Annotated in this window: 2 protein-coding genes; both read left to right on the top strand. The window is 60.5% G+C overall.

What is annotated here, in order from left to right; translation table 11 throughout:
• Positions 1-256: hypothetical protein (locus ABI_RS10720; RefSeq protein WP_374188345.1), on the top strand; the 256-nt coding region annotated here is incomplete at its 5' end.
• A gap of 88 nt (positions 257-344) precedes the next feature.
• A complete protein-coding gene (locus ABI_RS10715) occupies positions 345-1295 on the top strand; it encodes a CPBP family intramembrane glutamic endopeptidase (protein ID WP_050808268.1) in 951 nt (316 codons plus the stop codon).
• Positions 1296-1533: the final 238 nt, after the last annotated feature.

Genomic DNA, 1533 nt, shown 5'->3' with positions numbered 1-1533 from the left:
GGGCTGGAACCTGATGATGGGGCTGGGGCTGGGGCTGAACATCGATGGCGGACGGACGGGGGTGACGCCGATGATTGCGCATGTGGTGCCCAATGGCGAGGCTCCGGTCTTCCTGCACGGCAGCGGGTACGGGCCGGATGCCAGTCTCTTGATGACGATTGCCGCGGTGGCCGCCATTGCCTGGACCCTGCGCCGGCCGCGCCGACCGTCGGCCGTGCGCCATGACGACCACGACGCCGTCGAAGATTATCATTGATACGTTTGGCGCTGCTGCGTCTTAGCACTGGCGCTTGCCAGTTTCCGGTTTCTGTGGATACCTTCTGTTCCTTAACCGGGAGGGCGACATGGCGGGCATTGAACTTTACGCACCAAGGACGCAGCGGCACCGCCGTACGTGGACCGCGGCAGCCATCATTCTGACCCTGGTCTTTATCGTGCTCGGGCAGGTACCGGCCGCAATCGCCCTGATGGCCGCCGGGATACCCTTGCAGCCGGGCGTAAGCTGGACCGGCGACACACTGCTGCTCCTGAGCTTCGCCTGCATCGCCATCCTGTTCTTTCTCTGGGTCTGGCTATTTGAACGGCGAAGCCTGGCGACGATCGGGTTCAACAGCGACTTCGTTCGTCGCTACGTCCGTGGCTTGCTCCTGGGCCTGGCCTTCTCGGGTGCCGTAATTGGCGGTATCTTCGCGCTGGGCGGATACACAATAGAGAATGCCGGCTTCTGGGCGGCGCCGTCGCTGAGCCTGTTCATTCCCATCATCGCCATCTTTATTGGCTTTGTCGTGCAGGGCGCGGCCGAAGAGATCGCCATGCGGGGCTACCTGATGCAGATCATCGCGTCGCGGCATGGCATCTTCTGGGGCATCGGCGTCACGACGATTCTGTTCTCCCTCCTGCACGCCACGAACCTGAAGCCGTCCAATGAACTCTATATGGGGCTGGTCAATATCGTGCTGGTCGGGATCTTCTTCGGACTCTATGCCATCAAGGAACGTTCGCTGTGGGGGGTGTGCGCCTGGCACACGGCGTGGAACTGGTTCTTGGGGGTGGGCTTCGGGGTTGAAGTCAGTGGCCAGCGCCTGGACGCCAAGCCCATCGTCGTCGATCTGGCGCAGTCGGATGTGCCGTGGTGGATTACCGGCGGGGCCTTCGGTCCTGAAGGCAGTGTGGTTACAACTGTCGTCCTGTTAGCCGGGATCGCCTGGCAGGTGTCGCAGGGCGCGTTGAAGCCGGGGGCAGGTTATCCGACGCCGACCTACCTGGAGTCGGATGAAACCGCCCAAAAGGCCTAAGTCTCACCATCACGAAATTATTTCAAAAAAGTAAAAAACGGTTGTTGACTCGGGGGTGGGGGACGCCTAAAAGCGCGTCTCCCGACGAGGCGGCCCCGGCCGCTCCCAAGGGTTCCGTAGAAAAGAAATTCTTTTTAAAAGAAAAGCTTGACATGGAAATTTAATGCGGTATAAGCCCGCTCTCTTCGATAACGAGATAAAGTTGTCACCCCGGCCGGCTAGGCTGGACGGGGAATAA

The organism is Asticcacaulis biprosthecium C19 (assembly GCF_000204015.1).
In the GTDB taxonomy this organism is placed as follows: domain Bacteria; phylum Pseudomonadota; class Alphaproteobacteria; order Caulobacterales; family Caulobacteraceae; genus Asticcacaulis; species Asticcacaulis biprosthecius.
The sequence above is the reverse complement of the archived record's forward strand: the minus strand, read 5'-3'. Positions and strand labels throughout refer to the sequence as shown.